This is a genomic window from Lentzea tibetensis (assembly GCF_007845675.1).
In the GTDB taxonomy this organism is placed as follows: domain Bacteria; phylum Actinomycetota; class Actinomycetes; order Mycobacteriales; family Pseudonocardiaceae; genus Lentzea; species Lentzea tibetensis.
In genome coordinates this window covers 64,645-91,097 of the sequence record NZ_VOBR01000001.1, presented here as the reverse complement: position 1 = coordinate 91,097, position 26,453 = coordinate 64,645, and the positions used below count along the sequence as shown (strand labels likewise).

Annotated in this window: 15 protein-coding genes; 12 read left to right on the top strand and 3 right to left on the bottom strand. The window is 70.8% G+C overall.

Going from position 1 to position 26,453, the window contains the following annotated elements; all coding sequences use genetic code 11:
- The first annotated feature begins 10 nt into the window (after window positions 1–10).
- The 11 genes from FKR81_RS00380 to FKR81_RS00330 all read left to right on the top strand — a co-directional run bounded on the left by FKR81_RS00380 (window position 11) and on the right by FKR81_RS00330 (window position 21,171).
- Complete coding sequence (locus tag FKR81_RS00380; protein ID WP_146348846.1) at window positions 11–619, top strand: hypothetical protein; 609 nt, start codon at window positions 11–13, stop codon at window positions 617–619.
- Complete coding sequence (locus tag FKR81_RS00375) at window positions 616–1,380, top strand: PP2C family protein-serine/threonine phosphatase (protein WP_146348845.1); 765 nt, start codon at window positions 616–618, stop codon at window positions 1,378–1,380. Before FKR81_RS00380 ends, FKR81_RS00375 begins: the two co-directional genes overlap by 4 nt.
- Window positions 1,377–2,552 (top strand): FHA domain-containing protein, encoded by a 1,176-nt coding sequence (locus FKR81_RS00370; protein ID WP_146348844.1) that lies wholly within the window; start codon window positions 1,377–1,379, stop codon window positions 2,550–2,552. Before FKR81_RS00375 ends, FKR81_RS00370 begins: the two co-directional genes overlap by 4 nt.
- Window positions 2,545–4,014, top strand: coding sequence for a serine/threonine protein kinase (locus tag FKR81_RS00365; protein ID WP_146348843.1), 1,470 nt, complete (start codon window positions 2,545–2,547; stop codon window positions 4,012–4,014). Before FKR81_RS00370 ends, FKR81_RS00365 begins: the two co-directional genes overlap by 8 nt.
- Before the next feature lie 349 nt (window positions 4,015–4,363).
- Entirely contained in the window at window positions 4,364–10,252 is a 5,889-nt protein-coding gene (locus FKR81_RS00360; RefSeq protein ID WP_235921162.1) for an Ig-like domain-containing protein, read from the top strand.
- 27 nt (window positions 10,253–10,279) lie between these two features.
- Window positions 10,280–11,248 carry an AAA family ATPase gene (locus tag FKR81_RS00355; protein ID WP_146348841.1) on the top strand — a complete coding sequence of 323 codons (969 nt, stop codon included), beginning with the start codon at window positions 10,280–10,282 and terminating at the stop codon, window positions 11,246–11,248.
- Window positions 11,245–12,402: a DUF58 domain-containing protein gene (locus FKR81_RS00350; RefSeq protein ID WP_146348840.1), complete on the top strand. Its 1,158-nt coding sequence runs from the start codon at window positions 11,245–11,247 to the stop codon at window positions 12,400–12,402. Before FKR81_RS00355 ends, FKR81_RS00350 begins: the two co-directional genes overlap by 4 nt.
- Window positions 12,399–14,630, top strand: a complete 2,232-nt coding sequence (locus FKR81_RS00345) for a DUF3488 and transglutaminase-like domain-containing protein (RefSeq protein WP_146348839.1) — start codon at window positions 12,399–12,401, stop codon at window positions 14,628–14,630. The genes FKR81_RS00350 and FKR81_RS00345 overlap by 4 nt, the downstream gene beginning before the upstream one ends.
- Window positions 14,627–18,964 (top strand): FtsK/SpoIIIE domain-containing protein, encoded by a 4,338-nt coding sequence (locus FKR81_RS00340; RefSeq protein ID WP_146348838.1) that lies wholly within the window; start codon window positions 14,627–14,629, stop codon window positions 18,962–18,964. Before FKR81_RS00345 ends, FKR81_RS00340 begins: the two co-directional genes overlap by 4 nt.
- Before the next feature lie 13 nt (window positions 18,965–18,977).
- A complete protein-coding gene (locus tag FKR81_RS00335; protein ID WP_146348837.1) occupies window positions 18,978–19,247 on the top strand; it encodes a WXG100 family type VII secretion target in 270 nt (89 codons plus the stop codon).
- A gap of 91 nt (window positions 19,248–19,338) precedes the next feature.
- Window positions 19,339–21,171 carry a hypothetical protein gene (locus FKR81_RS00330; protein WP_146348836.1) on the top strand — a complete coding sequence of 611 codons (1,833 nt, stop codon included), beginning with the start codon at window positions 19,339–19,341 and terminating at the stop codon, window positions 21,169–21,171.
- A 5-nt stretch (window positions 21,172–21,176) separates the two neighbouring features.
- On the opposite strand, the gene FKR81_RS00325 is transcribed toward FKR81_RS00330, so the two are convergent.
- Window positions 21,177–23,009 carry an elongation factor G gene (locus FKR81_RS00325; protein WP_146348835.1) on the bottom strand — a complete coding sequence of 611 codons (1,833 nt, stop codon included), beginning with the start codon at window positions 23,007–23,009 and terminating at the stop codon, window positions 21,177–21,179.
- 167 nt (window positions 23,010–23,176) lie between these two features.
- Here FKR81_RS00325 and FKR81_RS00320 point away from each other — a divergent pair, with 167 nt between their 5' ends.
- Window positions 23,177–24,106 (top strand): MBL fold metallo-hydrolase, encoded by a 930-nt coding sequence (locus FKR81_RS00320; RefSeq protein ID WP_222598122.1) that lies wholly within the window; start codon window positions 23,177–23,179, stop codon window positions 24,104–24,106.
- Here the strand turns inward: FKR81_RS00320 and FKR81_RS00315 are convergent.
- Together FKR81_RS00315 and FKR81_RS00310 are read right to left on the bottom strand one after the other, a co-directional pair.
- On the bottom strand, window positions 24,080–25,090 hold the full coding sequence (locus tag FKR81_RS00315) for a LacI family DNA-binding transcriptional regulator (RefSeq protein ID WP_146348833.1): 1,011 nt from the start codon (window positions 25,088–25,090) through the stop codon (window positions 24,080–24,082). The two genes, FKR81_RS00320 and FKR81_RS00315, sit on opposite strands and share 27 nt — an antisense overlap.
- Window positions 25,087–26,451 carry a GH1 family beta-glucosidase gene (locus tag FKR81_RS00310; protein ID WP_235921161.1) on the bottom strand — a complete coding sequence of 455 codons (1,365 nt, stop codon included), beginning with the start codon at window positions 26,449–26,451 and terminating at the stop codon, window positions 25,087–25,089. Before FKR81_RS00310 ends, FKR81_RS00315 begins: the two co-directional genes overlap by 4 nt.
- Between the last annotated feature and the right edge of the window lie 2 nt (window positions 26,452–26,453).

Here is a 26,453-nt window from a genome sequence, read left to right as displayed (position 1 = left end):
AGGGGACGTTGTGACGGATTCGCTGGTGCTCACGTTCGCCGAGGTCGAGTTGCTGCTGCGCATCCGGCAGCCCGAGCTCACCTCGCTCCGCGACGTGCTCGGGCTGCCGGAGACGAACGACGTGACGGCTGCGGCGGGTCTCGCGTCGTTGATGGCGCGCGGCCTGTGCACGCACACCGCAGGCAAGGTCGTGCCGTCGAAGGAAGTCGTGGCCATCGTCGCCGGGCTCTCGACGGCCGATCGCGCGACCAGGGTGCTGGGCTGGGTCGGTGAGCAGATGATCCGCGCGACCCTGCTGACCGGACCGGAGATCCACATAGGACTGTTCGCCGCCGAGCTCGGCCAGTTCGACGTGGCCCCGCTGGACCGGACCGTGCCGCTGGCCGACCAGATCGGCCGGTTCCTCGACTCGTGCCTCGGCTCGGCTGCGGGCACCGCACTGGTCCAGACCGTGACGGCGGCGGGGAAGGTGAGCATCGCGGTCGCGACCGACAGCTCGGGCACCTGGTTCCAGTCGGACTCCGAACGCGACCCGGACACCGCGAGTCCCTCGACGCGCGACGACGTCGTGGCCCGCGTGGCCGAGTTGGTGGCAGGCGAGGCGGCGGGAGCACGATGACACGGGTTCTGTCCGGCACCGCGACGTCCGCGGGCCTCGTTCGGGACACCAACGAGGACAGCGCCTTCGCCGGCGAGCGAATCTTCGCGGTGGCGGACGGGATGGGTGGTCACGTCGCCGGTGAGGTCGCGAGCTCGCTGGTCATCGAACGGCTGCGCGTGCTCGACGCGCGTGGGGCGCTGAGGCCGGACGACATCCGCGCGGAACTGGTCGCGGCCAACCACGCGATGCTGGCCGACGCGCGGCCCGAGCACGAGGGCATGGGCACGACCGTCTCCGGCATCGGCATGGTGGAACTCGCCGGATCCGATCACTGGATCGTCTTCAACGTCGGCGACTCGCGGGTGTACCGGTTCGCGGACGACGTGCTGTCGCGGCTCACGGTCGACCACTCCGAGGTGGAGGAGCTCGTCACCAGGGGACTGCTGACCGAGGAAGCCGCGCTCGAACACCCGCGCCGCAACGTGGTGACCCGCGCACTCGGCACGCCGCTCTCCGCCGAACCGGACCAGTGGGTGTTCCCGGCGAGGCCCGGTGAGAGGTTCGTGCTGTGCACCGACGGCCTGACGAACGAGGTCCCCGACGAGATGATCATCGAGGTCCTGCGCGCGGCGGCCGAAGCGGACGAGACGGCGGAAGAGCTGGTGCGCCGCGCCATCGAGGCGGGTGGGCGGGACAACGTGACGGCGGTCGTCGTCGACCACGTCGCCGCGGGCGTGCCGGTGGGCAGTGCTGACACCGCGCCGAGGAACGCGCGATGACCGCCGTCGAGTACGTGCCCGGAACGTGGGTTGCCGTGGTGGGTGCGAAGGTCTGGCTCCTGCTGGGCGCGCCGCCGGACGCGGAGGTCGTGCGCCGGTGCTGGGATCTCGTCCGGGAGGACGCCGAACTGGACGACGTGCTCGGGGCGATCGTCCACGAGGGCTTCCGCGCGGTCGGCAGCTTCGCGCTGGTGACGCCGCGCCGGGCGGTCGTCCGCGGTGGCGCCGGGCTCGTCTGCCTCGGGGCGGACGGCCAGGCGAGCCGGATCGACGCCACCGGTGTCATGACGTGGGTGGACCGCAACCTCGACGAGTCGATCGTCCAGCTCCGCCTGACGACCGGGGGCACGGGGCCGGTGCTGCCGCTGCTCTCCGGAGTGGTGCTCGCTGCCGAGCTCGTGGTGTCGCTGGGCACTGTTCCCGAGGCGGTGAGGGAAGAAGCGGGTCAGGAAGTGGTGGCCACGACGATCGTGCGCTCGGTGCCGGAACCGGAGCCTGAGTCTCGTGCGGTGCCCGCACCGCAGCCGGAACCCGCGCGCGTGACCGAGCTCCTGGCACAGGAGCCCGGTGGTTTCATCGCGTCCATCGACTGGGCGGCACCCGTCCCCGCACCTGCCCCGGCACCGGGACGGGCCGAGATGTCCGAGACCGTGCTCCGAACCCGCGTGGTCACGCAGGACGACACGAGCATGCTGATCTCCGAGCGCGGTTCGGGAGCGCCGCAGGTCCGCGCGGTCAAGTGCCAGGACCAGCACCTGAACCCAGAGGCTGCGACGCATTGCCGGCTGTGTGGCGGTGCAGTTCCGGCGCAGACGTCGTTCGTGGCGGTGCGCCCGCCGCTCGGCGTGCTCCGGCTGTCCACAGGGGACACGATCACGCTCGACCGCAACGTCGTGCTGGGGCGCGATCCGCACACCGACGACCGGGGAAACCGGGCGAACCTGGTGAAGGTCGGCGACAGCACCGACATCTCGCGCAACCACGTCGAGGTGCGACTGGACGGGTGGGACGTGCTGGTCGTCGATCTCGGCTCGAAGAACGGCACCACCATGACGCAGCCGGGATGGTCGCCGCAGGAGCTCGCCGGGCACATCCCGGCGGTGCTGTGCCCCGGCACGCGGGTGACGTTGAGCGAGGACGCCTACTTCACCTACGAGGTGGCGAGTGCCTGACGAACTGCCCGAGATCCCCGGCTTCCGCTACGTGCGGAGGCTCGACAAGGGCGGCTTCTCGACCCTCCACCTCTACCACGACTTCGGCATGAACAGGGACGTCGCGGTCAAGGTGCTCAACGACTCGGCGCTGTCCGCCCCGGTGCGCGAGCGGTTCGTTTCCGAGGCGAGGGCGATGGCCGCGCTAGGCAACCACTCGAACATCGTGACGGTGTACCAGGTCGGCGAGACGTTCGACGGCCACCTGTACCTGATGATGCAGTACTGCCCGAACTCCGACCTCGGCAAGCTGGCCGACGCGAAACCCTTCTCGCCGGAACGGGTGCTGAGCATCGGCATCCAGATCGCGAGCGCCGTGCAGGCCGCGCACGAGATGAACATCCTGCACCGGGACATCAAGCCGGCCAACATCCTGGTCAACGAGTACAACGATCCGTGCCTGACGGACTTCGGCATCGCCGGGCAGCTGGCGACGCGGGAGATCGAAGGGGATGTGCTGCTCTCCGTGCCGTGGTCACCGCCCGAGGTGATCAGCTCGACGAGCAACGTCAACCCCGGTGTGCCCGCGGAGATCTTCTCGCTCGGCGCGACGCTGTGGCACCTGCTCGCCGGGCACTCGCCGTTCGTCGTGCCGGACGGCGACAACTCCCGAACAGCGATCGAGGCGCGCATCATGCGGAGCAGTCCTCCGCCGACGGGCCGCGCGCCGCAGTCGCTGGAGAAGTTGCTGCGCCTGGCGATGGCGACGAATCCAGCCGATCGCCCTGACTCGGCGAAGGAGTTCGCCGCGCGACTCCAGGCGATCCAGCGCGAGCTCGCGGCCGCCGAGACACCCCTGGCGCTCAAGGCGGTCGCGGTCCCGGTGAAGGAGCGCGACCGGCCTGTGTCCGACCTCACCGTCACCGGCAAGCGCGTCAAGACCTCGCTGCCCATCTTCGTCGCACAACCCCACGTTCCCGCCGCGCACACTTCGGCTCGTCCGGCGGTGGCCGTGACGCAGAGACGTCCGGCACCGCCACCGCCGCCCGCGCCACCCGAGCCCGAGCCGCCGCGGCCCCGGTGGCCGGTGTACGCGGCCGCTGCCGCGGTCACGGCTGGCGCGATCACTGGTGGCCTGATCCTCTTGTCGGGCGAGGAGACTCCGCCGCCCGCGCGGATGACGTCCGTGCCCGACGCGTCCGCACTCCAGCAGAACGCGGGCGCGGACAACGCTCCACCGGGCAAACCGGTGATCACCGCGACCAGGGTCGGCGGGGACGTGCTGCGCTTCACCTGGACGTACTCGGCGCAACAGGCCACGGACACGTTCTCCTGGCGGACCGCTGACGGGCGCACCGGTGTCGTCACGACGCCGTCGGTGGACGTGCCGTCGGCAGGTCCGGTGTGCGTGCAGATCAAGGTCGTGCGCGCCGACGGGAGCAACGCGGCCGCAGAGTGGTCACCCGAAGGATGCGGATCCTGAAATACCTGCCATCAACCGAGTGAAAGGTGCAACACATTCGGCCCTCCCGTCGATAGGACCCGTTGAACGCACTTCTTCGGCCGCGGCTGGTGAGGGGATCTTGGGTTTCTTACGAAAGCACCAGACTGCGATCGCGTCCGGAACGGTGTTGACGCTCGCTGCTGCGTTGCTCGTGGCATATGCCTTCTCTTCAGAAGGAAATCCCGCGCGTCAGGTCGATCTGAATGACGGTGGTGTGTGGGTCACGAGTGATCGCGATGGTCTTTTCGGGAGGCTGAACAAACCCGTCGGTTCTCTTGACGCGGCATTTTATCCACCCGGCGGCGCGCAGCAGAACTACCAGCTCGACGTGACCCAGGACGCCGCCGCGGTGGTCGCAAGGGACCTCGCCGGTGGCAGGTTGTTCCCGGTCGACGTCGCTCGATCGGTCACGTTGAGTGATCAAGGTGTGGCTCTTCCTCCGGCTGCCCAAGTACAGCTGAGAGGCGGCACCCTCGCGGCGCTCGACCCGGCGTCGGGCAAGGTCTGGGCCGCACGGGTCGACACCCGGTCCGGTGTCTCGACGCTCGGCCCACTGGACCCGGCGAGCCCGCCCGTCGCCACGATCGATGCAGCGGAGGCGGCGTCGCTCGCGATCGGCGTCGACGGCACCGTTCACGCGGTGGCGGCCAACGGCCGCACGGCGCGGGTCGAGCCGAGCGGGTCCGGGTTCGCGGAAGCCAGGTACGGCACCGTACCCACGCCCGTGAAGGCGCCTCGTGCGACCGTGGTCGGCTCGAGCCTGGTCGTGCTGGACGCGACATCCGGAACCCTGGTGCTCCCGGATGGCACCGCCCGAACCGGCCAGGACGCGGTGCTCCAGCAGCCCGGCCCCGACGCGGACCAGGTCGTCGTCGCGACGCCCGAGTCGCTCGTCGCGTTCAGTCTCGACGGCAAGGCCGAGAAGAAGCTGTACGAGTCAGCGGACGGCGAGCCCGCGGCACCGGTCCGCCTCGGTGACTGCGTCCACGCGGCGTGGGCGGGCCAGGGCGGTGGCTACGCCCGTTCGTGCGGTGGCAGTCCGGCGGCACCGGGCAACCTGAAGGACCTCAAGGCGCTCGTGAAGCCCGTGTTCAGGGTCAACAGGTCCGCGATCGTCCTCAACGATCTCGCGACCGGTGCGGTGTGGGACCTCGGCAGCCAGCAGAAGGTCGACGACTGGTCGTCGGTGAAGCCGCCGCCGCAGGAGAACCCGAGCGACAAGGACAAGAACGAGAACACGACCGAGTCGGCGCGGGACAAGCCCCCGAAAGCCGTCGACGACACGCTCGGCGCCCGGCCGGGCCGCACGACGGTGCTGCACGTGCTGGACAACGACTCCGACCCGGCGGGCAACATCCTGTCGATCTCGTCCGTCACGGAGCCCGACAGCAAGGCGGCCGCGCTCACGGTCGCTCCGGACGGTCAGACCGTCGAGGTCACCGTGCCGGAGCAGAGCCCGGACATCCACTTCAAGTACACGGTCGACGACGGGAAGGGTCTCAACGCGACGGCCGCGGTGACGGTTCAGATCAGGACGACCGCCCAGAACGAGCTACCCGCCCTCCGCAAGGGCGCCGAGCCGCAGGAGTGGTCCGTCGCGTCCGGAGGCCAGCTGTCCCTCCCGGTGCTCGCCGACTGGCGCGACTTCGACGGCGACCCGCTGGTGCTGGTCGAGGCGTCGGCGAAGGCGGGTTCCGCGACCACGACGGCGACCGGGTTCGTCGAGTACTCGGCCCCGGTCGAGGCCGGCCCTCAGCCGATCGACTACCGCATCACCGACGGTGTCGGTGAACCCGTGCCCGGCACCGAGCGCGTGACCGTGCAGGACCCCGCGTCGGCCACGGCCGTCGCACCCGTCGCGCGGCCGGACGTCGCACGGGGCCAGGTCGGCAGCCCGGTCACGGTGCGGCCGTTGGAGAACGACCTGCCGGGGTCCGATCCCGCTGACCCCGCGGCCGAGCTGAGGCTGGCCGCCGAGGTCGCACCACCCATCGGTACGACCGTGACCACCGATGTCCGAACCGGGACCGTCGTGGTCACCGGCACCAAGCCCGGCACGGTGCTGCTGGACTACACCGCGGCCTTCGGCAACGCACCGTTCGCGAAGGGATCGCTGCGGGTGGACGTGGTCGCCGCGCCCTCGTCGCCACCGCCGCCGGTCGCGATGCCGGACACCGCAGTCGTGCGGGGTCAGGAACCGGTGATCGTCGATGTGCTCGGCAACGACTTCAGCCCGTCCGGAGCCCTGCTCGGCGTGCAGCAGGCGACCGTCGTCGGTGCCGATCCGCAGGTCGAGGTGGCCGTGGTCAAGGGGCGGTGGCTGAGACTCAATGCGTTGTCGCCGACCGTGGACCCGAATCCGCAACTGGTCCGATACGCGGTGACGGACGGGGTCACCGGGCCGGTGACCGGCGAGGTCACCGTGACGCAGGTGCCGCCGCCCGCCGACGACACCCCGGTGCCGAAGGACGACTACGCGGCGGCCCGCGCGGGCGACTCGGTCACGATCCCGGTGCTGGACAACGACATCTCGCCCGGTGGCGCGCCGCTCTCGCTCCAGCCGAACGTGCAGAACGGTCGCGGCAAGCTGACCGTGACCGCCCGCGACGGCCGTTCCGGCGTGGGCGACGCGTACGTGTCGGGCAACCTCGTCCGCTACGTCGCGCCCCAGAAGGTCGACACCCCGATGGTCGTCTCGGTCGACTACGTCGCGCAGAACGAGTCAGGGGACCAGGCCGTCGGCCACGCCACTGTCACGGTGCACCCCGCACCGGCGGAGACCAACCCGAACCAGCCGCCGACACCGCGATCGGTCGAGGTCAGGGTCGTCGCAGGCGACTCGGTGACGGTCACCGTGCCGGTCAGCGGCATCGACCCGGACGGCGACTCGGCCGCGGTCACCGGGCTGACCTCGGCGCCTGCGCTGGGCAGGGTGGCCGGGATCGGCGCCACCTCGCTGACCTACCAGGCGTTCCCGACGAGCAGCGGAACGGACTCCTTCGGCTACGTCGTCACCGACCCGTACGGCAAGACGGGGGAATCCACGGTCCGGGTCGCGATCGTGCCGCCCGGAGATCCGCAGCCGCCGGTCGCCGTCGACGACGTCATCACCGCGTCTCCCGGCGCGAAGCTCGTCGTCGACCTGCTCGCCAACGACCTGCGCACCCCGGACGGCGTGATCGAGGTCGAGCCCCTCGACAAGCAGTTCCCGATCAAGGACGGCTTCGTCGAGGTGACCGCACCCGACCTCTCCGGCAAGCCGGTCGTGGTCCCGTACCGGATCACCGACGGCGTCGCGCAGCCTTCGATCGCCACGCTGACCGTGCGCAGCCAGCAGGACTACGCGGTGCCGCCGATCGCGGGCGACGTGTTCCCGCGGCCGGGCAAGGACGCCGACACCGTGGAGGTCGACGTACTGGAGAAGTCCGGCGACCAGGACGGTCCGGTCAGCGCGCTGAAGGTCAGCCGGGTGTTCCACGACCAGGCGAAGACCTCGGCCGGGAAGGTGACCGTCCCGGTCGGCGACCACCCGCGCACGATCGCGTACGAGATCACCGACGGTTCGGGTGCGACCGCGGTCGGGCTCATCCACGTGCCTGCGCCTGGTTCGGGCGCGCCGTACGCGAAGCCGGACCAGACGATCGAGGTGCCCGCCGACGGGGCGACGACGATCGCGATCGCGGACTACGTGATCGCGCCGTCGGGCAAGCAGGTGAAGCTGACCACCACCGACAAGATGTGGGGCGCGCCGCCGTCCGGGCTCGAGGTGCGCAACCAGGGCGACACCGAGCTCGTGCTGGCCGCGCGCGGTGGCTACACCGGTCCCGCCGCGGTCACCTTCCAGGTCACCGACGGGAACTCGCTCACCGACCCGCAGGGACTGACCGCGGTGATCACCGTGCCGGTCCAGGTCGGGCCGGACACGCCCGTGCTGCGCTGTCCGGCCGCACCGCTGACCGTCGTCGAGGGTGGTGCGCCGGCCAAGCTGGACGTCACGTCGGTGTGCCACGTCTGGGTCGCGGACCGCGCGAAGCTGGCCGGCCTGCGCTACACGGCCACCTGGCTGGAGCAGGCCGACGGCGTGACGCTGGAGGCCTCGGGCCGGACCGTCTCGGTGACCGCGGCCGGCGGCACCAAGCCGGGAACCACCGGCACGATCGAGGTCGGTGCCGAGGGATTCGACGGTCCCAAGGGGAAGATCGCGGTGAAGGTCGCCTCCGCCGCGCCGCCCTCGATCGCACCCGTGACCGTCGACGGCGTGAAGGCGGGTGACACCGCCACCGTCGACCTCGTCTCGTACGTCCGCACGCAGCTGCGCGACCCCAAGATCACCGTCCTCGGCGTGAGCCAGGTGTCCGGAGCGGGGGCGTCCGCCGCCCACGAGGGTTCGTCCGTGCGAATCACGCCGAGCGGCGATGCTCACGGCGGCATCGTGTTCAGCGTCGTCATCACGGACGTCGCGGACGCGGCACGTGACGACCGCAAGGTCACCGGCCGGATCACGGTCAACGTGCTCGGCGTCCCGGACGCGCCGGGCGTGCCGGTTCCCGGTCGGACGGTGTTGAGCAAGGTCGTCGAGCTGAGCTGGTCGGCGCCCGCGAGCAACGGCGCGCCCATCGACTCGTACGAGGTCGAGTACAGCGGTGGCAAGCAGACGTGTCCGGCCTCGCCGTGCTCGATCACCGGGCTGTCCAACGGCACCGACTACACGTTCACGGTCCGCGCCCACAACGTGGTCGGCTGGGGCAAGCCCAGCGGTGGTTCGGCTCCGGCGAGACCGAACACGGTTCCCGGTGCCGTCACGGCGCTGAGCACGTCGAACCCGCAGGACGGCACGCTGCAGCTGAGCTGGAACGCGCCGCAGAACGACGGCACGGCCGTGCTGCGGTACGAGATCAGCTGGTCCGGCGGAGGCCAGGCGACCGCGCCCGGCGGCGCGACCGGCGCGACCGCGACCGGGCTCGACAACAACGCGAAGCACGTCTTCACGGTCATCGCGGTGAACGCGCAGGGCCCAGGACCGGCCGCGACGGTGGAGGGCCAGTCGGCAGGCACACCTCAGCCGCCGGCCGCGCCGACCTTCACCGCGGCGAACGCGGCCAACTCTTCGACCCGCGCGGTCACCGTGTCGTGGTCGGCGGTCAGCCCGAACGGACCGGCTCCGGCCACCTACACGCTGACCCGCACCGGCGCGGGCACGAAGACGGTGTGCACGAACGTGCAGGCCACGACCTGCGTCGACGACGGACTAGCGAACGACGGCACGATCTACGCGTACTCCGTCACCGCGGCGAACGGCGTCGGCCACACGTCACCGGCGAGCCCAGCCGCGCAGATGGAGGCCACGGCGACACCGGACCCGATCACCGGGTTCACCGCCACGCCCACCGGCGCGGACGGCCAGGCGACCCTTCGGTTCGACGCACCCGCGTCGCACGGCAAGTCCAACACGGTCACCTGCACCTGGAGCGGCGGCTCCTGCGGTACCTGGACCTACCCGACGGGTGGCCAGGCAGGCGCCACCCAGACCGTGACCGGACTGCCGAACGGTCAGGCGGTCACCTTGTCGCTGCAGGCGTGCAACGGCAGTGGCGGCGGCGCCTACGCGGGCAACCCGTGCAACAGCCCCGCCACCGCGGGTGTCACGGCATACGGGCCGATCCGCAACCTCGTCCTCAACACCTCGGCCAACGGCCCCGTGGTCGACTTCAGCGTCTCGGTCGACCCGAACGGCAAGCCCGCGACGGTGCAGGTCCAGACGAGCAGGCAGAGCCAGACCTTCACCACCGGGGTCGGAGCGTGGAGCTGGTCCGGCAGCGACAACGTCGGCTACAGCAGCAGCGACACGATCACGGTGACCGTCTCCGACGGCACCCGCCCGCAGGTGAGCCAGTCCAAGACGCAGGGCACGCCCGCGCCACCCGCCCCATCACCCTCCGTGACCGTCTCCAAGGGCGGCCCTTGCGGCGGCGGTGGTGGCGCGCCGTGTGGCGGTGGCACCTGCTCGCACTCGTCCTGCGCGTACATCGTGGTGCAGACCGCGAATTTCAACGGAAACGTCACGTGCACGTTCAACAGCGACCACGGACCGGTCGGATTCGTCAACGAGAGCTTCGGGCCGAACCAGCGCAGGCAGACCAGGAACTGGTACGGCTATCCCGGTGAACGCGTCTACGTCACGTGCGGTGGCGTGCGCGGCGAAATGGTGTGGTCCTGATGCGCGAACACAGAAACGGAAATTCTCATGGCCGCCACTCCTGACCAGGCGCGTCTCTTCGCGCAGACGTTCGACCAGATGGTGCTCAACGTCGCCAGAGCCATTTCCGGAAAGGAGGACGTGATCCGGCTGGCGCTGACGTGCCTGCTTTCCGAGGGGCATCTTCTGCTGGAGGACTTCCCCGGCACCGGGAAGACATCGCTCGCCAAGGCGATCGCGAACACCGTGCACGGTTCGCACGCGCGGATCCAGTTCACGCCGGACCTGCTGCCGTCCGACGTGACCGGCGTGCAGATCTACGACCAGCGCACCCAGCAGTTCCAGTTCCACCCCGGACCGATCCTGAACTCCATCGTGCTGGTCGACGAGATCAACCGGGCTTCACCGAAGACCCAGTCGGCGCTGCTCGAGGTGATGGAGGAAGGGCGGGTCACCGTCGACGGCGTCGCGCACGCGGTCGGCAGGCCCTTCATGGTGATCGCGACGCAGAACCCCATCGAGCAGGCCGGTACGTACCCGTTGCCGGAGGCCCAGCTCGACCGGTTCCTGATGAAGACCGGTATCGGCTATCCGGATCACAACGCCACCGTCGCGCTGCTGGCGGACGCCGCCACGCGCGACCGCACGGTCAACGTCCCGCCCGCGATCGCGTCGGCCGCCGTGGGGCAGCTGGCGGCCGTGGCCGACCAGGTGCACGTCGACCCCGCTGTCCTCGGGTACGTGAGCAGACTCGCCGAGGCGTCGCGCGTCCATCCCGCGGTCCGGCTCGGGGTGTCCGTGCGCGGGTGCCTCGCGCACGTCCGCTGCGCCAAGACCTGGGCGATCGCGCACGGCCGGCACTACGTGCTGCCGGACGACGTCGCCGAGCTCGCTGTTCCCGTGCTGAGCCACCGAATCCTGCTCGCGCCCGAAGCCCAGTTCGACGGCACCACCGTCGAGCAAGTGGTCGCCTCGCTGCTGGCCGACGTGCAGCCGCCCACCGAGCGGGCCGCATGAGAGCACTGATCGCGGTCGTCACCCCGCTCGGCAGGCTGATCGCAGTCTGCTCGGTGCTCGTGTGGGTGCTCGGTGCACTGCTCGGCTGGGTCGAGATGGTGCTGATCGCCGTGACCGGGCTCGTCACGTTCGCGCTGTCGTGCCTGCTGACCATCGGCACCGCGGCGGTGCGGGTCCAGGTCTCGCTGAGCAAGCGGCGCGTCGTCGCGGGCGGCTCGTCCTCGTGCCGCGTCCAGGTCGAGCAGGCCGGTCGCAACAGGTTCCTCCCGTACGCGCTTGAGGTGCCGGTCGGGACGGGCGTGGAGACGTTCGACGTCATCGGAAAGCAGGGCCACGACCACACCTTCCCGATCACGACCGAGCGTCGTGGCGTGATCGTGGTCGGACCGGCGACCACGGTGCGCGGTGATCCGTTGGGCCTGTTGCGCCGCACGGTCGTGCTGAGGGAGCCGGAGGAGCTGTTCGTCCACCCGGTCACGACGGCGTTGCGGTCGTTCGGCACCGGCCTGTTGCGCGACCTGGAGGGGCGCACCACGAACGACATGTCGATGAGCGACCTCGCGTTCCACGCCTTGCGGGAGTACGCGCCCGGCGACGACCGCCGCTACATCCACTGGCGATCGTCGGCGAAGGCGTCCACTGTGGACAGCAAATTTCTCGTGCGCCAGTTCCTCGACACCCGCCGCGCGCACTTCGCGATCGTGGTGGACGGCTCGCCGGTGGCGTTCCCCGATGCCGAGGACTTCGAGATCGCCGTGTCCGCGGGGGCGTCCATCGCGGTGCGGGCCGCGCTGGACGACATCGACACCACGGTCGTCGCTGCGGGCCAGGTCGCGCACAAGCAGGGCAAGCACCGGCTGCTGGACTCGTTCTCGCGCGCGTCATTCGGTCCGGTCGCGCTGCCGGAGCTGACCGCGCGGGCCGCCGGGGTGAGCTCGGGTGCGACGCTGGCGATCCTGATCACCGGTGCGGTGCCGTCGTTCAGCGACCTGCGCCGTGCGGCCGCGGCGTTCGCGCCCGAGGTGCCGAAGGTGGTGCTCCGCGTCGATCCGTCGGCGGCGACCGCGTTGAAGCCGAGCACCGCGCTGACCGTGCTCACCCTGCGGCAGCTCTCCGACCTGCCCGCGTTGCTCGCTGGAGGTGCGCCGCGGTGAACAGGCTCGTGCCCGCACGCGCCGACCTGGTCGACGCGGGGTTCCTCGCGTTGTTGTTCGTGGTGGCGCTCATCGGGTTCCGCACCACGTACACCGGGTGGGTCTTCCTGCTCGCCGGAACGGCGGGGCTGGTGCTCGGCGTGCTGGTCGGTCACGTCGCGACGGCGCTGCGGCAGCCGATGATCACCGTCGCGCTCATGACAGCCGCGGTGTTCTTCCTGCTCGGTGGTGCCGTGGTGCTCCGGGAGCAGGCGGCGGTGGGGTTCCTGCCGACGCCGTCGACGGTCGCCGGGCTCGCCGACCTCGGCGGCAACGCCTGGAAGCAGTTGCTCACGACGTTGCCGCCGGTCGACGGGACCGGGCCGCTGCTGGTGATCCCGTACGTGCTGGGGCTGCTCTGCGGCTCCGGCGGATTCACCCTCGCCCGCCGGGTGTCGTTGACCGCCGCTCCGGTGTGCGCGCCGTTGCTGGTGCTGACCGCGGTGATCCTGCTGGGCACGGGGGAACCGGTGTTGCTGCAGGGCGCGGTGTTCGGTGTGGCGGCGTTGTGCTGGACCTCGGTGCGCGCCGGTCGTCGCCGCACCGGTGGATCGGCCCGGCTGGCTCGGGCGCTGACCGCGCTGGTGCTGCTCGGTGTCTCGGCGGGCGCGAGTGGCGCGCTGGGCGTGCTGCTGCCTGCCGACACCGACCGGGTGGTGCTGCGCAACTACGTGGACCCGCCGTTCGAGATCGGCGCGTACGCGAGCCCGCTCGTCGGGTTCCGCAAGCACACCAAGGACGCGAACCAGCTCTGGGACCAGACGCTGTTCACCGTGCACGGACTGCCGGCCGGGGAACGGGTCAGGATCGCGACGCTCGACGCGTACGACGGTTCGGTGTGGGGAGCCACGAGCAGCCCGTCCGTCGCGACGAACCCGTTGGAACGCAACAGCTTCCAGCGCATCGGTACGCGCATCCCGGTGACCGCGGGAGGGGCGGAGGCGACGGTCACCGTGACGGTCGGTGCGGCGTACACCTCGGCCGACGAGCTGAGCGCCTGGTTGCCCGTCGCGGGACACACCACGGCGATCGACTTCTCCGGCGACGGGCGCGAGGCGCACGTCGAGCACCTGCGCTACAACCTGGCCACCTCGTCGGGGATCGTCGCCGACCGGTTGCGCGCGGGGGACACCTACACGATCACGACGGTCCTGGGATCACCTCGGGTACCCGATGACGCGCAGCCGTTCGGCAGGCCGAACGTGGACGGCAACAGCCTCGCCTTCGTGCGCGCCAAGGCGACGAAGTGGGTGGGCGACGCCGGGAGCATCGCGGAGAAACTCCGTGCGGCGGCGCAGTACTTGCGGGAGAACGGCGCCTACACCGACGGTGGACCGGGCGAGTCGGAGTTCCTCCCCGGACACAGCACCGGCAGGCTGACGTCGTTCTTCAACGCCAACCGCCCCGCGGGCAACGACGAGCAGTACGCCGCCGCGTACGCGTTGATCGCCAACCAGGTCGGCATGCCCGCGCGAGTGGTGCTGGGTGCGATGCCCGGCGAGGACGGCGTTGTGCGCGGCGAACACGTCCAGGCGTGGGTGGAGATCCACCTCGCCGACGGCACGTGGGCCGCCGTGCCGAACACCGAGTTCATGCCCGACCGGTCCAAGCGGCCCGATCGCCAGCCGCCGCAGGAGATCGAGAACACCGACGCCTCGAGCGTGCCGCCGCCGAACACGATGAAACTGCCCAGCTCGCTCACCGACGCGAACCAGGTCGACGCCCAGTCGAACCGCCGCCTGCCCGACTCGGGGGCGGGGTGGCGGCTGCCCGCCTGGGTGATCACGGCGCTGACGTGGACCGGTCCGCCGGTGCTCGGGGTCGCGTGGGTCCTGGGCGCCATCATCGGTCTCAAGGCCCGCCGCCGGCGACGCAGGAGGACACGGGGAACCACCGCCCTGCGGTTCGCCACCGGCTGGCGTGAGCTCGTCGACCACGCCCGTGATCTCGGCGCGGTGGTCCCGCGTGGCCTGACTCGGCCGCAGGAGGCCGCGTTCGTCGGACACGGCCCACTCGCCGGGTTCGCGGATCGGTGGGTGTTCGGACCCGAGGAGCCGCCCGTCCCGATCGCCGAGCAGTACTGGTCCGAGGTGGACGCGGCTCGCCGGGGGATGAGCCGGGGTGTCGGCCGCTGGCGGAGGTGGCGCGCCGCGGTCGACCCGCGATCGTTGTGGCGCGGTCGATCATGAAGATCAAGTTCACGCTCCGCCGCTCCGGCAGGCCACCGGTGGATCTCGTCGCGACCGTCGACTCGGCGACGACGGTGGGCGACGTGGCCGTCTACCTGGTGCGTGCGGGCACCATCCCGCAGGTCGACGGCACCCCCACGCTCGCGGTGATCGGCGCGGACCAGCGCGCGCTGGACCCGCACGAACCCGTTGGGGAGAGCGGGCTCCGGTCGGGTGCGACGGTCACCGTCGCGGTCGCAGGCGCGGGCTTCGCCGACCCGCGGGCCGGGAGCGCCGCGGTGGTCGAGGTCGTGGCGGGTCCCGATCTGGGCCGCCAGTACCCGGTGCACCGCGGCAGCAACGTCATCGGCCGCGAGCCGGGCTGCGACGTGCGGCTGTCCGACCCGTTGATCTCCCGTCAGCACGCCCGGCTGAACATCACCGACATCGCCGAGATCATCGACCTCGGCTCCGCGAACGGCGTCCAGCTCGGCGAGTCGTCCGTGTCGCGGTCGGTGCTGCGTCCCGGCGACCGGGCCAGGCTCGGCGACACCGAGCTGACCGTGCGGGTCCTGCACGCCGCGCCCGCCGCCACGGACGGCACCGCGGTCGCATTCGTGCGGCCACCGCGGCTGAACCTGATCTACCCCGGCACCGAGCTGATCGCTCCGGAGCCGCCGGTTCGGCCCGCACGCCAGCGGTTTCCGGTCATCCCGCTGATCGCCCCGGTGCTCATGGGCGCGGTCCTCTACCTGATCACCCGGTCGCTCGCCTCACTCGCGTTCGTCGCGCTGAGCCCGTTGATGATCATCGGCTACGCGGTGGAGTCCGCGCTCGCCGGGAGGTCGGCGTACCGCCGCGCGGTGGCGCAGTTCCGGGCCGATCTCGCTGATCTCGTTGACGCGGCGGAAAAGCTGCGTGCCGAGGAAGTCGTCGCGCGTGCGGACGAACACCCGCCACTGACGTCGTGCGTCGAAGCCGTGCACCAGGGTGGTCCGCTGCTGTGGACGCGACGTCCGGCGGATCCGGGGTTCGCCGAGATCCGGCTGGGCACCGGCACGATGCCCGCGCGCAACAAGATCGTGCTGCCCGATCCACGTCGGCTGCCTCGCGATCTCTACGCCGAGCTGGTGTCGAAGACGGAGTCGTTCGACTCGGTTGACGCCGTCCCGGTCGTAGCCAGCCCCGCCGAGCACGGTGGTGTCGGTCTGGCGGGCTCTCGGAACACCCTCCTGCCCGCCGCACGTGCGGTGATCGCGCACACCGTCGCGCTGCACTCGCCGTCCGAGCTGGTCCTCACCGGGTTCGCGTCGTCGCAGTCCGCACCCGACTGGGATTGGCTGAAGTGGTTGCCGCACACCACATCGCCGCACAGCCCGCTGGGCGCGAGGCACCTCGCGGCGGACGGGGCGGCGGCCACCACGCTGATCTCCGAGCTGGAGGCGCTGGTCGAGCAGCGGTCGGCGGGGGAGTCAGCGGTCATCCCCGCCGTGGTGGTGCTCGTGGAGGAGGACGCCCCGGTCGAGCGGAGCAGGCTGGTCTCGCTCGCGGAAACCGGGTGGCGGTACGGGATCCACGTCGTCTGGCTGGCAGTGGACGTGGCGCTGCTGCCCGCCGCGTGCCGCACGTTCGTCACGGTCGAGCACCGCACGGCGTCGGCGGGGTTCGTGCACACGGGTGCCCGCGTCACGCCGCTGGTGCTCGACCAGCTGTCGCAGGACGAAGCCGTGAACCTCGCGCGGGCGCTGGCTCCGCTGGTCGACACCGGCGCCCGGATCGACGACGACAGCGATCTGCCGCGCGCGGTGTCGTTGCTGAACGTCGTCGAGCCCGCGCTGGAGGCCGCGGCCGAGGCGGTCATCGAACGCTGGCGTGAGAACAGGTCGATCGTGGCCGGGCCGTGCGCGCCGGCGACTCCGGTGCGGCAGGCGGGCACACTCCGTGCTGTCGTCGGCAAGTCGGCAGCCGGCGCGCACGCGCTGGACCTGCGCACGGACGGTCCGCACGCACTGGTCGGCGGGACGACCGGGTCGGGCAAGAGCGAGCTGCTCCAGTCGTGGATCCTCGCGATGGCCGTCGCGCACAGCCCGCAGCGGGTGACGTTCCTGCTCGTGGACTACAAGGGCGGGTCGGCGTTCAAGGAGTTCGCCGAGCTCCCGCACGCCGTCGGCTTCGTCACCGACCTCAACCCGCACCTGGTCCACCGGGCGCTGGTGTCGTTGTCCGCGGAGCTCCGGCACCGCGAGCAGCTCTTCGCGCGCTACCGGGTGAAGGACCTGGAGGAGTTGGAGAAGCTCGATGCCGCGGTGGCACCCCCGAGCCTCGTGATCGTCGTCGACGAGTTCGCCGCACTGGTGAAGGAACTGCCCGAGTTCGTCGACGGCGTCGTCAACGTCGCGCAACGCGGCCGCTCCCTCGGCGTGCACCTGATCCTCGCCACGCAGCGACCCGCTGGTGTCATCAAGGACAACCTGCGCGCGAACACCAACCTCCGCCTCGCGTTGCGAACGGCGGACGAGGCGGACAGCGTCGACGTGCTCGGCTCACCGCAGGCCGCGTTCTTCGACCCGGCGCTGCCCGGTCGGGCCGTGTCGAAGACGGGGCCGGGCAGGCTGGTGTCGTTCCAGGCCGGGTACGCGGGCGGATGGACCCCGGAAGTCACTCCGCCGCCGGAGATCCTCGTGGAGCAGCTGTGCTTCGGAACGGGTGCGTCGTGGGAGGTACCCGCGGACGAGGACTCGCCTGCTGATCCCGGCCCCACCGACATCGCACGGTTGGTCCGGGCAGTGCGCACCGCGTGCTCGCACGCCAGGATCACACCACCACGCCGTCCTTGGCTGCCCTCGTTGCGCACGTGCTACGACCTCGGTCGCCTGCCGTCGGCGAGTGACCAGGAGCTCGTGTTCGGCGTCCGTGACGACCCGGAGCACCAGGCTCAGCCGCCCGCGGTGTTCCGCCCGGACGTCGACGGCAACCTCGTCGTGTACGGCACGGGTGGCACCGGCAAGACGACGTTGCTGCGCACGCTGGCCGTGGCCGCTGGCGACACCGCCCGCGGAGGTCCCTGCCACGTCTACGGTCTGGACTTCGGCGGACGCGGACTGGCGATGCTCGAGAAGCTGCCGCACGTCGGCAGCGTCATCGCCGGCACGGACCACGAGCGGGTCGGCAGGCTGCTGTCGTGGTTGCGTCAGCTCGTGGACGAGAGAGCCACCCGGTACGCGAGCTGCCACGCGGGCACGATCACGGAGTACCGCGCGTCCGGTGGTTCAGATCCGCGCATCCTGCTGCTGCTCGACGGTGTCGCGGCGTTCCGCTCGGCCTACGAGGTGGGCGACCGGAGCAAGTGGTTCGACGTGCTCGTGGCGATCGCGTCCGACGGCCGCCAGGTCGGTGTGCACCTGGTGATGTCCGCCGATCGTCCGGCCGCGGTCCCGTCGGTGCTCGGTGCCGCGGTGCAGACGCGGGTGGCACTGCGGCTGGCCGACGAGAACGACTACGTCCACATCGGACTGCCGACCGACGTGCTCGGCCCCGCGTCAGCACCCGGTCGCGGCCTGCTGCACGGCGCCGAGATCCAGGTGGCGATGCTGGGTTCCGCGCCGGACGTCGGCGCCCAGGCGGCCCGCCTCGGCCAGCTGGCGGAACGGCTGGCCGCCCGCGGTCTGGACGCGGCGCCCCCGATCAGGTCGCTGCCGGACCGCGTCGGGCTCGTCGACCTCCCCGTGAGTGACGGAGCCTTCCCCGTGCTGGGCATCTCGTCGGAAACACTGGCGTCCCAGCCGTTCGACCCGACGGGCACGTTCCTGATCTGCGGGCCACCCAGGTCCGGCCGCACCACGGCACTGCACGCAGTCGCGGTTGCTGTCCGCCGCTGGGACCCGTCCGCGCAGCTGCACTACTTCGGCAACCGCCGGTCGCGCCTGGCGTCGTTGGACCTGTGGGCCAACCGCGCGCTGAACGACGCGGACGCGGCCGAACTGGCACGGGCACTCGTCGAGAAACTCACTGTCGTCCCGCCCGAGCAGACCGTCGTCGTCGTGGTCGAGAACGTCACCTCGTTCGCGGGTGGTCCGGCGGACGCAGCTCTGCACCAACTGATCCAGCGCTGCGTCCACGACGAGCGCTTCGTGGTCGTCGACGGTGAGGCCACCGCGCTGCAGAGCAACGCGGGCCTGGCCGGGGCGGTCAAGGCGAGCCGCGCCGGTCTCGCGCTCGCCCCGGACGTGAACGACGGTGCCGCGTTCCGCACCACGTTCCCGTCCCGCCTGCGTCGCACGGACTTCCCGCTGGGGCGAGCCCTGCACGTCACCGCGGGCACCACCACTGTCGTCCAAACAGGACTCCCGGAGTGAGAAGGAGAACGTCATGGCTGGCTTCTACGGCATGGACATCGAGGCCATTCGCGGCCTCGCCACGCAGCTCGGTTCGAAGGCCGATGAGATCGACACGATCGCCAACACCCTCACCACCCAGATCGACGGAGCGAACTGGGCGGGCCCGGACGCCGACACGTTCCGGACCGACTGGGCCACGACCTACCGCGCCCAGCTGACCGCGGTGGCCACGGCGCTGCGCGACGCGTCGACGAGAGCCACGGGCAACGCGAACCAGCAGGACGAGACGTCCCGGACGTGAGGTGACGGCGGGGGCGGAACGGCGCGCGCCGTCCGCCCGGCCAAGGCCGCGACGGTGGTCGGTGGAAATGCGATCTGAGGTGGGTGACGGCATGAGGTTTCCGGGCTGGCGAACCATCGGCAAGTCGGGACCGATGAGGTGGTTCGTCATCGTCGTGGTCGTCGCCGTCTTCGTCGCCGGCGGCTGGTTCGCCTACCACGGGGTGACGTCCGAAGTCGCCGGTACCGCGGTGCCGACTCCGCCGCCGACCTTCGAGTCGCCGGACCGGAAGGTGCAGCTGCGCGTCCCGGACGGCGCCATGGATCTGGGCACCGAGGTGCGGTTCTCCGTCCCGGGGCCGGAGGTCGTCGAGGATCTCAACAAGTCGGCTCGCGGTGTCACGGCCGCGGGCGCACCGGTGGACGTCCAAGTCGTCAAAGGGAAGCTGGCGGCCGACCGGGTGCTGGTGACGCTCGAGTACGACCCCGGCCTGATCCCGCAGGGGTTGAACGACAAGCAGGTGGGGATGTCGGTGTTCGACACCGAACTCGGCAGCTGGGTCCCGATCCTCGACGCCAAGGTCGATCCGGCCACGCGGACCGTCACGGCCATCGCCCCGCACTTCTCGACAGTCATCGCGACCGTGCTGAACGCGGCGAAGTCGGCTGTCGACATCGGCGGCAAGGTCATCCAGACCGTGATCGACGCCAACGTCACGATCGCTCGGTGGATCACGAAGCTGCACACCGAGATCCTGGTGACGCTGCTGAAGGACTTCCTCGGCATCCCTGAAGAACTCAAGTGCACGTCCACCAGCCCGAACGTCACGGTTCAAGCCAAGAGCCTGCTCGACCTGGTCCGCGCCTGCGCCCAGCCGGGCGAGGGGAGTGACACGACCGTGCGGCTGCGCAACGGGTTCGCGTTCCCGCTGCGCACGGAGCCGTTGCCCGCTGGGATGGCGATCCGCCTGAGCGACGTCTGGAACGACGGCGCCGACGTGCCCAACCTGGTGCGCAACGCGTTCTGGGCGTTCCGCGGCCAGGTGGTGTTTCCGGGCACGCTGGTCGGAAGCGTGACGGCGACGAGTGATCTGGCAGCCCCGGTGACGGTCAAGATGGACATCGACGCCGATGCGGTCACGTTCGACATGGTGCTCGCGGCGCTCATGGTCGTCGGGCCCGCAGCGGCGGTCGCGAAGAGTGCGCTGAAGGTGGTTGTCGAAGGCCTGTTGAAAGGTGCGGTCAAAGCCGAGGCCTTGACCGGGTGGCTGAAGAAGTCCTACGAAGGCCTCGATTGCGCTGTCAAGGCCGCTCACCAGGTGGTCGACCCGTTCGGCAAGGAGAGCATCAGGGCACAGGCGGACATCGCGGCCGGTTGCGTCGAGCAGGTGCTCGGCGCGCTCGGACTGTCGGGTGCTCTTCGCGCGTTGATCAGCAACGTGCGGATCCTGCCCGAGGTGGTGCAGACGGTGCTCTACCCCGCCGCCGGTCAGTTGGGCGAGCAGTTCGGCCTCTACCAGCAGGGACCCGCAACCGTCAGCGTGGAGCGCTTCCAGGTCAGCAGCACGTTCGTCGGTCACTGGCAGGTGCACGGGGCCGTGGTGGACATCAACCGGGACGGCACAGGCAAGGTGAGCTGGAACGGTGGACCGTGCACCGCTTCGCTCACAGAGAAACGGCATTGCTGGGGGCAGGCACCCCTGACGTTCAAAGCCGGGGCGAACAACACGCTGGTCGGCACCTTCGGCACCGTCCGGTACACGACAGGGGAGGGCGGCGCCGTCGTGACCGACTACGCCTTCGGGAGCAGCGGCTTCCAGCAGGGGCAGACGTTCTCGTTGTGGCGCAACGACGAGCACACGCTCAAAGTCAGTGAAGGAGGCCCAGGAAATCCGTACCTGTGCGATGCGTACGCGAGTTCCCACTCCAACCTGTGTGGTGCATGAGGTGTTCACGCCCCCGGTGCACTCTGCACCGGTCGGTAGCCGCTCACCTCGGTCGTCAGCAGGCCTTCACCGCGGGACAGACCGGGCAGCTGCAGCCCGAACCGGTGCACCTGCCCGGTCGGCACGGTGCCGCCGAGCTCGGCCCGTTCACCGCGAATCGCGGACTCGGTGACGACGGCGCCCAGCTCGACGAGGCGGGACAGGGTCGCTGGCACGGTGTCGGCAGGCAGTTCCAGCTCGAAGCGGCTGATCGGCTCGAGCACCTCGGTGCCCGCGCGCCGCAGTGCCTCGTGCAGTGCCAGCGGGGTGACCTTGCGGAAGTCGCCCGCGGTGCTGACCGGGCTGAGGTAACCGGTGTGCGTCACGGTCACCGCGACGTCGACGACCTCCCAGCCGAGCGGGCCGCGTGTGAGTGCGGCGTGCGTGGTCTCCTCGATCGCCTTGTGGAAGGCCAGGGGTAGTGAGCCGAGTTCGACTTCCAGTGCGAACGTGAGGCCGGTGCCGGGTGCTACGCGCAGACCCAGTGTCGCGTAGTGCGGGTTGCGGCCGTCGCCGATCTCCCACACCGACGTGCCGGTGCCGGTCGGGCGTTCTACGCAGATGGTTCTCGTGTCGGCGAACTCGATGGTGAGGCCGTGCTGTTCGGCGAGCAGGTCGCGGATGACCTCCTTCTGCACCTCGCCGTAGAGGCGGACGGTGATCGTGTGGTCGTCCTGCCGCACGGTGATCAGGGGATCCTGCTCGGCCAGCTCCTGCAGAGCGGCGAACAGGCCTGGGCTGGCCGGGTGCACCGCGGTCTCCAGGCCGGGCGGCGGGAAGTGCGCCGCGTCGGCCCGGCCGGCGACGCCGATGTGGTCGCCGATGCGGATGTCCTTGAGGCCGCTGACCTTCGCGATCTGGCCGGTCTCCGCACGTGCTTCGACTGTGTCCACGCCGTGCTCGAACACCCGCACCGCGGTCACCTTCGCCTCGGACGTGACCTCGCCGTGCACCTGCACGTGGTCGCGTGCGCCGAGGGAGCCGGAGAACACCCGGACGTAGGCGATCTTCTCGCGGGCCCGGCCGCGCTCGATCTTGAACACGCTCGCCCGCAGCTCGGGCCTCGGATCCGGTGTGGTGGCGAGGAGTTCGGGGAGGCCGGTGGCCAGTTCGGCGACGCCTTCACCGGTCCGCGCCGAGCCGAAGTACACCGGTGCGACCAGGCCTAGCCGGGTCTGGCGGACCAGCTCCGCTCGGTAGTCCTCGGCGGGTACGGGACGGTCGGAGAGGTAGGCCGACAGGAACGTGTCGCTGTGTTCGGCCAAGATCTCGGCGGGCCACGACGTCGCGGGCCGGGTGCGGGCGGCGGCCGTGCCGATGGCGTCGACTGACGACATCGGCACGCACGCCACGCCGAGCCGGTCGGTGAGCTCGGTCAGCAGGCCGGTGTCGCGGGCGCCGGTGCGGTCGATCTTGTTCGCGAAGATCACGACCGGGAGGCGTAGGCGGGTGAGCGCGCGCATCAGCACGCGGGTCTGCGCCTGCACGCCTTCCACGGCGGACACGACCAAGACGACGCCGTCGAGCACGCGCAGGGCGCGCTCGACCTCGGAGATGAAGTCGGGGTGGCCGGGCGTGTCGATCAGGTTGATCCGGGTGTCGCCGACGACGAACGACACGACGGCGGAGCGGATGGTGATGCCGCGCCTGCGTTCCAGGTCCATCGAGTCGGTCTGCGTGTCGCCGGTGTCGACCCGGCCCACGTGGTCGATGACGCCCGCGTGGTGCAGCAGCTGCTCGGTGAGGCTGGTCTTACCGGCGTCGATGTGCGCGAGAATGCCGATGTTCAGATGGTGCATGGACGAACGGCTCCAGTGCGGTCGAGAGATCCACATGACTCGGGAACTCGACTGCGCACCTCACGCCGCTCTCCTTTCGCGCGAACACCTTCCAACCGCGGAACGTTATCAGCGCGCGCCGGAACGGCCGACCGAATTGACGTGCGGCCCGTGGTGGGATGTGCGCTGTGAAGTTCCCGTTCAGCAGGCCGGGCCTGCATGCGAACCAGCAGCCCGTCGCAGCCGGAGCCGAGGTGACCGCCTGGTTCCTCGGCACGAGCTCGCTCCTGTTGCGCGACGAGCACACCGCGATCCTCAGCGACGGTTTCGTCACCCGCCCAGGCCTGCTGCGCACTGGCCTCGGAAAGATCGCGCCCGACGAGGCCGCGGTCCGCGGTGCGTTCGAACGCCTCGGCGCACCGGACATCGCCGCGGTGATGTGCGTCCACTCGCACTACGACCACGCGCTGGACGCACCGGTGTGGGCCGGGCTGACGGGAGCCGAGCTGGTCGGTTCGGAGTCCACGGCGAACATCGGACGCGGGCTCGGCGTGCCTGAGGAGCGGTTGCGCGTCGTCGGTGACGGGGACGTCGTGACGTACGGTGGTTTCGAGCTGACGTTCCTCGAGTCGGTGCACAGCCACGGCGACCGGTACCCCGGCACGGTCGACGCGCCGCTCGTCCCGCCTGCCAGGAGCGGGGCGTGGCGGACCGGCACGGCCTACTCGATCCTCATCTCGCACGAAAGCGGGACGGTGTTGCTGCACGCCAGCGCCAACTACCGGCCGGGCATGTTCCGCGGGCGGCTTGCCGACGTGGTCTATCTCGGTGTCGGCATGCTCGGCAAGCAGCCCGCGGAGTTCATCGAGTCCTACTGGGACGAGGTCGTGCGCGCCACCGGGGCACGCCGGGTCGTGCTGGTGCACTGGGACGACTTCTTCACGACCCTGGACAAGCCGTTGCGCCCGTTGCCGTTCCTGGTCGACGACCTCGACCGCACGATGGCGCACCTGGTGCCGCTGGCGGATGCCGACGGCGTCGAGGTGGTGCTGCCGGTCGCGTGGCAGCCCGCGGATCCGTTCGCAAGCCTGTCAGGCGCTGGAGCGGAGCACGAGTGAGGTGGGCAGCAGCACTGACGGCGGCAGCCCGTCCTCGCCTGCCAGCTCGGCCAGCAGGCGCCACGTCATCGTGCGCCCGAGCTGCTCCACGTCCTGCCGGACGGTCGTCAGCGGAGGCACCGCGGTCGATGCCAGGGCGGAGTCGTCGAACCCGACGACCGCGACGTCGCCGGGAATCCGCCGCCCGCGCGCGTGCAGCACCTGCAACGCGCCCAGCGCCATGATGTCCGCCGCAACGAACACCGCGTCGACGTCCGGTGCGCGATCGAGCAGCTGCGCCATGGCGACCGCGCCGCTCTCCGGCGTGAAGTCGCCGTGCACCACCAGGTCCGCGGCGATGCCCGCCGAGGAGAGGCCGCGCCGCCAGCCGCTCAACCTGTCCGCGCCGACGGCCATGTCCGCAGGTCCCGCGATCGTCGCGATCCTGGTGCGGCCCAGTGAGATCAGGTGCCGGGCGGCGAGCAGCGCGCCGTTGAAGTTGTCGGCGTCGACGAACGGGACGCAGTCGCCCGCCAGCGGGCGGCCGCACACCACCAGCGGCAGTCCGGTGTCGCGCAGCATCCGCGGCAGCGGGTCCTCGCCGTGCAGGCTGACCACCAGCGCGCCGTCGACGTGGCCGCCACCGAGGTAGGCCACCAGGTCGCCGTTGTCCGTCTGGCTGGTCATCATCAGCAGCAACTGCGTGCGCTGCCCGGCGAGCTCGGCGTGCACACCGCGCAGCACGCCGGCGAAGAACGGGTCGCTGAGCACCCGGCTGCCGTGCTCGGACACCACGAGCGCGATCGCGTTGGCCCTGCTGCCCGCGAGCGTCTGAGCGGCGTGGTTCGGGCGGTAGCCGAGGCCGGCGATCGCGCGGTGGACGGCGTCGCGGGACCGCGCGCTGACGTGCCGCTCGCCGTTGATCACTCGGGAGACGGTCGACTTCGACACCCCGGCCACGCGGGCGACCTCCTCGATCCGCGGGCCGGGGCGCCTGCCGCTCACGGCACCGCGACCAGTGCGTTGTCCCGCGCCACCCGCGCGAACCACCTGGCACTCATCTTGGGCGTCCGCACCTGGGTCTCGTAGTCCACGTGCACGATGCCGAACCGCTTCGCGTACCCCTCTGCCCACTCGAAGTTGTCCATGAGCGACCAGCAGAAGTAGCCGCGCAGGTCCACACCGGCCGCGATCGCCGCGTGCGCCGCTCGAAGGTGCGACGCGAGGTAGGAGGTCCGGTCCGCGTCCTCGACGCCCTGACCCGAGACCTCGTCGCGGAACGCCGCCCCGTTCTCCGTGATGTAGAGCGGCAGCCGCGGGTACTCCTCGTGCAGCCGCAGCAGCACCGACGTCAGGCCGTCCGGCCGCACCTCCCAGTCCATGTCGGTTCGCTGCGCGTCGCGTCGCGGGAACGACACGTGCTCGACACCCACCCACGGCGAGGGCCCGGCCGCCCCGTTCGGCGACGCGCTGACGTAGTGCTCGGTGTAGTAGTTGACGCCCAGCATGTCGATCGGCGCGGAGATCTCCCGCAGGTCGCCGTCGCGAACGTGCTCCGAGAAGCCGTACGGCGCCAGGTCCGCCACGACGTCGGCGGGGTAGGAGCCGCGCAGCAGCGGGTCGAGGAAGATCCGCTGCTGGAGACCGTCGAGCCTGCGCGCCACGTCCGACGCCTCGGGGTCGGCGGCGATGATCGGGTACATGTTGAGCGTGATGCCCACCTGCGCGGACGGGACCAGCTCGCGGATCACCCCGACCGCGAGTCCGTGCCCGAGCAGCAGGTGGTGCACGGCAGCGGCAGCGGCAGCCGGATCGGTGCGGCCCGGCGCGTGGATCCCCGCCGCGTAGCCGAGGAACGCCGAGCACCACGGCTCGTTCAACGTGGTCCACGTGCCAACCCGGTCGCCGAGCGCGGCCACCACCGACGCGGTGTACTCGGCGAACCGGTACGCGGTGTCCCGCACCGCCCAGCCACCCGCTTCCTCGAGCCGCTGCGGCAGGTCCCAGTGGTAGAGCGTCGGCCACGGCAGGATGTCGTTGTCCAGCAACGTGTCCACCAGCCGCCGGTAGAAGTCGAGCCCGGCCTGGTTCACCGCGCCACCGTCCGGGCGCACCCGCGGCCACGCGACGGAGAACCGGTAGGACTTGAGCCCGAGGTCGGCCATCATCCGCACGTCCTGCTCGAACCGCCGGTAGTGGTCGGCAGCCGGTTCGCCGGTGTCGCCACCGACGACCGCGCCGGGCACCCGGCAGAACGCGTCCCAGATCGAGTCCGTTCGGCCGTCCACTGTGGTCGCTCCCTCGATCTGGAACGCCGCGGTCGCGGCTCCCCAGAGGAAACCCTGCGGGAAAACGATTCTCTCCACCT